The sequence below is a fragment of the Microbacterium sp. UBA837 genome (assembly GCF_002296025.1).
Taxonomy (GTDB): domain Bacteria; phylum Actinomycetota; class Actinomycetes; order Actinomycetales; family Microbacteriaceae; genus Microbacterium.
Genome location: NZ_DBHD01000166.1, coordinates 1 through 6,538 on the forward strand (window position 1 = coordinate 1; position 6,538 = coordinate 6,538).

At 66.1% G+C, this 6,538-nt stretch carries 5 protein-coding genes and 1 pseudogene; 2 read left to right on the top strand and 4 right to left on the bottom strand.

The features are described from left to right. A pseudogene (locus B3587_RS11945) lies at positions 1–565 on the bottom strand (chorismate-binding protein); the annotation flags it as partial. Between the two features lie 197 nt (positions 566–762). On the opposite strand from B3587_RS11945, the gene B3587_RS11950 reads away from it, so the two are divergent. Both B3587_RS11950 and ispG read left to right on the top strand, forming a co-directional pair. Further along, a complete protein-coding gene (locus B3587_RS11950) occupies positions 763–1,044 on the top strand; it encodes a 2TM domain-containing protein (protein WP_228177682.1) in 282 nt (93 codons plus the stop codon). A gap of 80 nt (positions 1,045–1,124) precedes the next feature. Then, the gene (ispG, locus tag B3587_RS11955; protein ID WP_228177826.1) at positions 1,125–2,255 is read left to right on the top strand and encodes a flavodoxin-dependent (E)-4-hydroxy-3-methylbut-2-enyl-diphosphate synthase; all 1,131 of its coding nucleotides are present in this window, start codon (positions 1,125–1,127) and stop codon (positions 2,253–2,255) included. Between the two features lie 36 nt (positions 2,256–2,291). On the opposite strand, the gene B3587_RS11960 is transcribed toward ispG, so the two are convergent. The 3 genes from B3587_RS11960 to B3587_RS11970 all read right to left on the bottom strand — a co-directional run. Further along, the gene (locus B3587_RS11960; protein WP_292728934.1) at positions 2,292–3,737 is read right to left on the bottom strand and encodes a maltokinase N-terminal cap-like domain-containing protein; all 1,446 of its coding nucleotides are present in this window, start codon (positions 3,735–3,737) and stop codon (positions 2,292–2,294) included. After that, entirely contained in the window at positions 3,734–5,500 is a 1,767-nt protein-coding gene (treS, locus tag B3587_RS11965) for a maltose alpha-D-glucosyltransferase (protein WP_228177684.1), read from the bottom strand. Before treS ends, B3587_RS11960 begins: the two co-directional genes overlap by 4 nt. Positions 5,501–5,594: 94 nt before the next feature. After that, positions 5,595–6,538: 1-aminocyclopropane-1-carboxylate deaminase (locus B3587_RS11970; RefSeq protein WP_292728938.1), on the bottom strand; the 944-nt coding region annotated here is incomplete at its 5' end.

A 6,538-nucleotide genomic window follows, 5' to 3' on the forward strand; every position in this document is an offset into this window, starting at 1 on the left:
GACTCGCTCCGACCGCCACGTGGCCGTCGGTCACCACCGCGAAAGTCCAGTAGGCGCCGCGCTCGTGCTCCAGGAGGGCCCGGAACCAGGCGAGGGCCGCGACCCGCGGGTCAGCATCGACATCTGCCGTGAAATCGCGACGGATGACGAAGTTGGCGCCTTCGCCGCGCCCGATCTCATCGGCGATGACCCGGCGCACGATGTCGGCGTACGCCTCGTCGTCGATGTCGAACCCGGCGTCCCGCAGCGGGATGACGTCGTGGGGAAGGACGGCCAGCGCTTCGTCTCGCGGATACGTGGCGCGCTCCGTGATGACAAGACACCGCAACGGTGCGCCGTCATCGTGGCACGCGAATCCGCGCTCTCTCACCTGTCGGAACGGAACGAGCGCGAGAACCTCTCGCGGCGTGCCGTCGGCTGCCAGGAGCGGGATGTCGCGCAGCAGCTCCACGTCGATAACCTCGCCGGTGAGCACCTCGACGGTTGCGGAGTCACGGGCGAGGATCGCGAACGGCATGTCGCTGGTGGCGAGTCCGGCGAGGGAGGGAAGGGGAGTCCCGGTCATGGATCGGTCTTTCGTCGTGGGGCGGCCACCCTCACAAAGAAGACCGCCCCGGGGGCGGTCTCAGGATCAACGAGCACACCGCCTCAGACGGTGGGCCACCATGGGGTGCTCGCGAACATGCGCCGAAACTACCACAGCGCTGCTGCGCTGCGCCGAGTCTCTGGCGCTCGGGTGCCAGCTCGCAATACATTCGAGACATGACAGATCCGCAGGGTAGTGGTTCCGACGAGCTCCGCCAGCGCGCGGTCGCAAGTCTTCGCGCAAAGCAGGGGTTCTGGTACACCCTGGCGACATGGGTGGTGCTCTCCATCTTTTTTGTTCTCATTTGGGCGCTGACGGGGATGGGGTACTTCTGGCCCGCCTGGCCGATCGCTGGAATCGCGATCGGGGTTGCCTTCGCGGGCTTCAACGCGTACGGTCCGACCCGCGGCGCGCTCGCCGAGAGCAAGATCCAGGACGAGATGCGCCGACTGCAGTAGCGCCGACCCACCTCGGCGACCTCGGACTGCCACCCAGCCGGAATGCGTAGGCTGGTCCCGTGCCAGCTGTGAACATCGGAATGCCGAAGGTCCCCGAAACCCTCGCTCCGCGCCGCAAGAGCCGCCAGATCAAGGTGGGTAAGGTCCTTGTCGGCGGAGATGCGCCCGTCAGCGTCCAATCGATGACGACGACGCCGACGACCAACATCAACGCCACGCTGCAGCAGATCGCCGAGCTCACGGCATCCGGATGCGAGATCGTGCGCGTGGCAGTGCCGTCGCAGGATGACGCTGACGTGCTGCACATCATTGCGGCAAAGAGCCAGATCCCGGTGATCGCCGACATCCACTTCCAGCCGAAGTACGTCTTCCAAGCCATCGACGCCGGTTGCGCGGCGGTTCGCGTCAATCCCGGCAACATCCGCAAGTTCGACGACCAGGTCGGGGCGATCGCGAAGGCCGCGCAAGCGGCTGGGGTGTCGCTGCGGATCGGTGTCAATGCCGGGTCGCTCGACCGGCGCCTGCTGGAGAAGTACGGCAAGGCGACTCCCGAGGCGCTCATGGAGAGCGCGGTGTGGGAGGCCTCGCTGTTCGAAGAACACGACTTCCACGACTTCAAGATTTCGGTCAAACACAACGATCCCGTTGTGATGGTCAAGGCCTACCGGTTGCTCGCCGAACGGGGTGACTGGCCGTTGCACCTCGGGGTGACCGAGGCCGGTCCCGCCTTCCAGGGCACCATCAAATCCGCTACCGCCTTCGGCATCCTGCTGGGTGAGGGGATCGGCGACACCATCCGCGTTTCGCTGTCTGCGCCGCCCGCCGAAGAGGTGAAGGTCGGGCACCAGATTCTGCAGTCGCTGAACTTGCGTGAGCGAAAGCTCGAGATCGTGTCGTGCCCCTCATGCGGGCGAGCCCAGGTCGACGTGTATTCCCTGGCCGACAACGTCACCGAGGGACTCAAAGACATGACGGTGCCGCTGCGCGTGGCTGTCATGGGGTGCGTCGTGAACGGACCGGGAGAAGCCCGGGATGCCGACCTGGGCGTTGCCTCCGGCAACGGCAAGGGTCAGATCTTCGTCAAGGGCGAGGTCATCAAGACGGTTCCCGAGTCCGAGATCGTCGCCACTCTCATTGCAGAGGCCAACCGGCTCGCCGACGAGATGGGCCCCGACGCCCCCCTCGGTACTGCGCAGGTCGTCACGAGCTGAGAAGCCCCGGACTCCCACGCGCCTGGGTCCGGGAGTCTAGGACCTCGCAACGCGTTCGAGCGCCTCCAGCGGGATCGAAACCCACGTGGGCCGGTTGCGGATCTCGTACATGACCTCGTACACCGCCTTATCAGCGACGTAAGCGTCCAGCAGCACACGGTGAGGCCCGGTGAGGTCCGCGCCGGTGTCGCCGTCGCTGCCGTCATCGGATGCCGCAGCCGCGACGTACGCCGCGACGAAGTGCTCGCGAGCGCGGGCTGACCACTCGCGCGCGCGCTCTGCTCGCAGAGCCCCCGCCTCATCGGTATCGGTGTCCGAAGCCCAGGACACCTCGATCATCGCCGCCGCGTAGTCGAACGAACGCAGCATTCCGGCAACATCCCGCCACGGCGAATCCGGAAGAGAGCGCTGCTCGAACGGCCGGCCCGGTTCACCCTCGAAGTCGACGATGCGCCATCCGTGCGAGGTACGCAGAGTCTGGCCGAGGTGCAGGTCGCCATGCACGCGCTGAACCTCGAGGGTGTCAAGTGCGGCGACAGCGTCATAGAGGGCGTGCAGTTGCGGGACGCTGGCCTCAAGCCCGGGGACCGACCGGCGCGCGTGGTCGAGGCGACCCCGCATCGCGTCGGCGAGCTCCGCCGTGGTGCCGGCACCGCGGCGCTCGGCGGGAAAGCGCGACCGCATCAGGGCATGGACCTGCGCGAGGGCCGCACCCAGACGCGCGGCCTCGCCGGCGAAGTCACCTCCGGAGTCCTCCGCACGCTGCTCGGGATCTGCGAGGAGCGCGCGAACGCTGGCGACGGCCAGCTCGAATCCGTCGGTCGCCGTCGCCAGGAACTCTTGCAGCATCGCCGTCTGCAGCAGCTGCCCCTCGACCTCGACCTCCACCCAGCCGTACAACTGTGCGATGTGTTCGGAGCCGCCGCGTGTGAGTTCCTCATGGATCTCGATGTCGGGGTTCGTTCCGGGGCTCACCTTGCGGAACAGCTTCATGATCGCGGTGTCATCGAACCGCGCCGACGAGTTCGACTGCTCACCGGTCATCGGTGACGAGACGAGCGAGTCGTCCAGGGGTTCGCCGCCTGCGACACGGTGGAAGCGCAGCCGATCGACCTGCGCGGTTCCCGTGGCCTCCGCCGCGATGAACCCGTCCAGCCAGATGCGCATCGCCTCGCGGTCGTGCACCGCGTCGTAGAGGTGGATGTGGCCGGCATCCGTGTCGATGCCCCCGAGGTAGGCGTGGCTGATTCGCTCTTCAACGTCGGGGTAGCCGCTCAGCGGCACCTGATATAGCTCGCTGTCGGCATCCTGATCGCGATAGGTCACCGTGAGGAGGTAAACGGTCAGAGACGGCCGCCCCTGCCGAGCAGGCACGTCCGCGATGCTGCGTACCTGTTCGACCTCGAATGGCCGCCCCTTGCCGCCGAACCAGCGGGTGCGTATCAAATAGCTCTCCAGGAGAGCGGCGTCGGGCGCGGTCACAGCAGCCCCACCTCCTCTGCATCGTCGGCCGGTGAGTGCAGTTGAAACCAGAAGAACCCGTGACCGCCGAGGGTGAGCAGGTAGGGCAGCTCACCGATCCGGGGGAAGGGAACGCCGCCGACGAGCTCGACCGGCACGAGCCCCTCGAAGCGACGGAGGTCGAGTTCGACCGGCTGGGGGAACTGCGACAGGTTGTTGACGCAGATGATGACGTCCACGGTGCCGTCGTCGTTGGTGTGCTCGCGCGTGTAGGAAAGCACTGACGGATTCGACCCGCCCAGGTCGTTGAAGCTCCCGAGTCCGAACGCCGGGTGGCGCTTGCGAGCCTGGATCATCTGACGCGTCCACTGGAGCAGCGAGGAGCGGTTCTCCTGCTGCGCTTCCACGTTCACAGCGAGGTATCCGTGCACCGGGTCCTGCACGATGGGCAGGGCAAGCTTGCCCGGGTTGGCGGTGGAGAACCCGGCGTTGCGGTCCGAGGTCCATTGCATGGGTGTGCGCACGCCGTCGCGGTCACCGAGCCAGATGTTATCGCCCATGCCGATCTCGTCGCCGTAGTACAGCACCGGCGCGCCGGGCAAGGAGAGAAGCAGCGCGGTGAACAGTTCGATGCGATCGATGTCGTTGTCCAGCAGTGGTGCGAGGCGGCGACGGATGCCGATGTTCGCCTTCATGCGCGGATCCTGCGCGTACTCGTTCCACATGTAGTCGCGGTCTTCGTCGGTGACCATTTCGAGGGTCAGCTCGTCGTGGTTGCGCAGGAAGATCCCCCACTGGCATCCGGACGGAATCGGGGGAGTCTCCGCGAGGATGTCGCTGATGGGATAACGGGACTCACGACGCACCGCCATGAAGATGCGCGGCATGACCGGGAAGTGGAAGCACATGTGGCATTCGTCGCCGCCGACGTCCGGATCCCCGAAGTAGTCGACGACATCCGCCGGCCACTGGTTGGCTTCGGCCAGGAGCACGCGTCCCGGATACTCGCGGTCGACGATGCGGCGCACCTTCTTCAGGAAGTCGTGTGTTTCGGGGAGGTTCTCGCCGTTGGTGCCCGGGCGCTCGTAGAGGTAGGGGACGGCATCGAGGCGGAACCCATCGAGCCCCATGTCGAGCCAGAACCGCATCGCGTCCAGCACCGCGTCGTGGACCCGCGGGTTGTCGAAGTTCAGATCCGGCTGGTGCGAGAAGAAGCGGTGCCAGAAGTACTGCTGCCGCACCGGATCCCACGTCCAGTTGCTCGGCTCGGTGTCGACGAAGATGATGCGGGCGTCCTCGTAGAGCTCGTCGGTGTCGCTCCACACGTAGAAGTCGCCGTATGGCCCGTCGGGATCGCGGCGGCTCTCTTGGAACCACGGATGCTCGTCGCTGGTGTGGTTCATGACGAAGTCGATGATGACCCGCATGCCCCGCTCGTGCGCGGCGTTCAGAAAAGCCTGGAAGTCTTCGGTAGTTCCGAGGCCCGGCTGGATGCCGGTGTAGTCGGCAACGTCGTAGCCACCATCGCGCAGGGGGGAGGGAAAGAAGGGCGGAAGCCACAGGCAGTCGACACCGAGCCACTCGAGGTAGTCCAGCTTGTCGATGAGGCCCCGGAAGTCGCCGGTTCCGTCGCCGTCACTGTCTTTGAAGGATCGGACCAAGACCTCGTAGAAGACCGCCGTCTTGAACCATTCAGGCTCCGCGCTTCCGGGTGTATCGGGGAACGGCTCCTGTGTCAGGATCGGGATGGAGACGGTATTTGTCGTCGGTTCCGCGGCGGTCATCTGTTCCTCCCGTGGTTCCGGATGTCGGAGGGCCTGTCGTCTGCCTAACCTGCCACACGCGCCTGTCCGATGCCATCCCCTTGCGCTCGCGCGCTCAGTCCCATAGGCGCCAATAGGCGTTGATCGCGGGCTGCCCGCCGAGGTGGGCGTACAGCACCGTCGAGTCTTGGGGAATGTCGCGGCTGCGCACCAGGTCGATCAGCCCGGCCAGGGACTTTCCTTCGTAGACGGGGTCGGTGATCATGGCCTCCAGCTGCGCGCCGAGCGCCATCGCGGCCATTGTCGAGTCGACCGGGATGCCGTACAGGTCACCAGCCCAGCCTTCGAGCACCTGGATCTCGTCGTCTCGCAGATCGCGGCCTAGTTCGATGAGGCTGGCGGTGTTCCGCGCGATCCGCGCTACCTGCTCCCGCGTCTTCTCGATCGTTGCCGATGCGTCGATCCCGATTATCCGGCGGCGCACTCCGGTCAGCTCCTCCAAGGCTGCGAAGCCGGCGATCATGCCCGCGTGGGTGGACCCGGTCACCGTGCAGACGATGACCGTGTCGAAGAAGACCCCGAGCTGCTTCTCCTGCTCGGCGACCTCGAAGGCCCAGTTGGCGAATCCCAGTCCGCCCAGCGGGTGCTCTGACGCTCCCGCCGGGATCGGATACGGCACGCCGCCGGCATCCTCGACTTCCTGCAGCGCCGTCTTCCACGAGTCCCGGATGCCGATGTCGAACCCCGCGTCGTCGAGGCGCGAGTCTGCTCCCATCATCCGGGAGAGCAGGATGTTGCCCACTTTGTCGTTGGTGGGGTCCTCCCACGGCACCCACTTCTCTTGCACGAGCCGGGCCTTCAAACCGAGGTGGGCCGCAACAGCTGCCACCTGTCGCGTGTGGTTGGACTGGTAACCGCCGATGGACACGAGGGTGTCTGCGCCCGAGGCGATGACGTCGGGGACGATGTACTCGAGCTTGCGGACCTTGTTACCGCCGTACGCCAGGCCGCTGGAGACATCCTCGCGCTTGGCCCAGATCTGCGCGCCGCCGAGGTGGT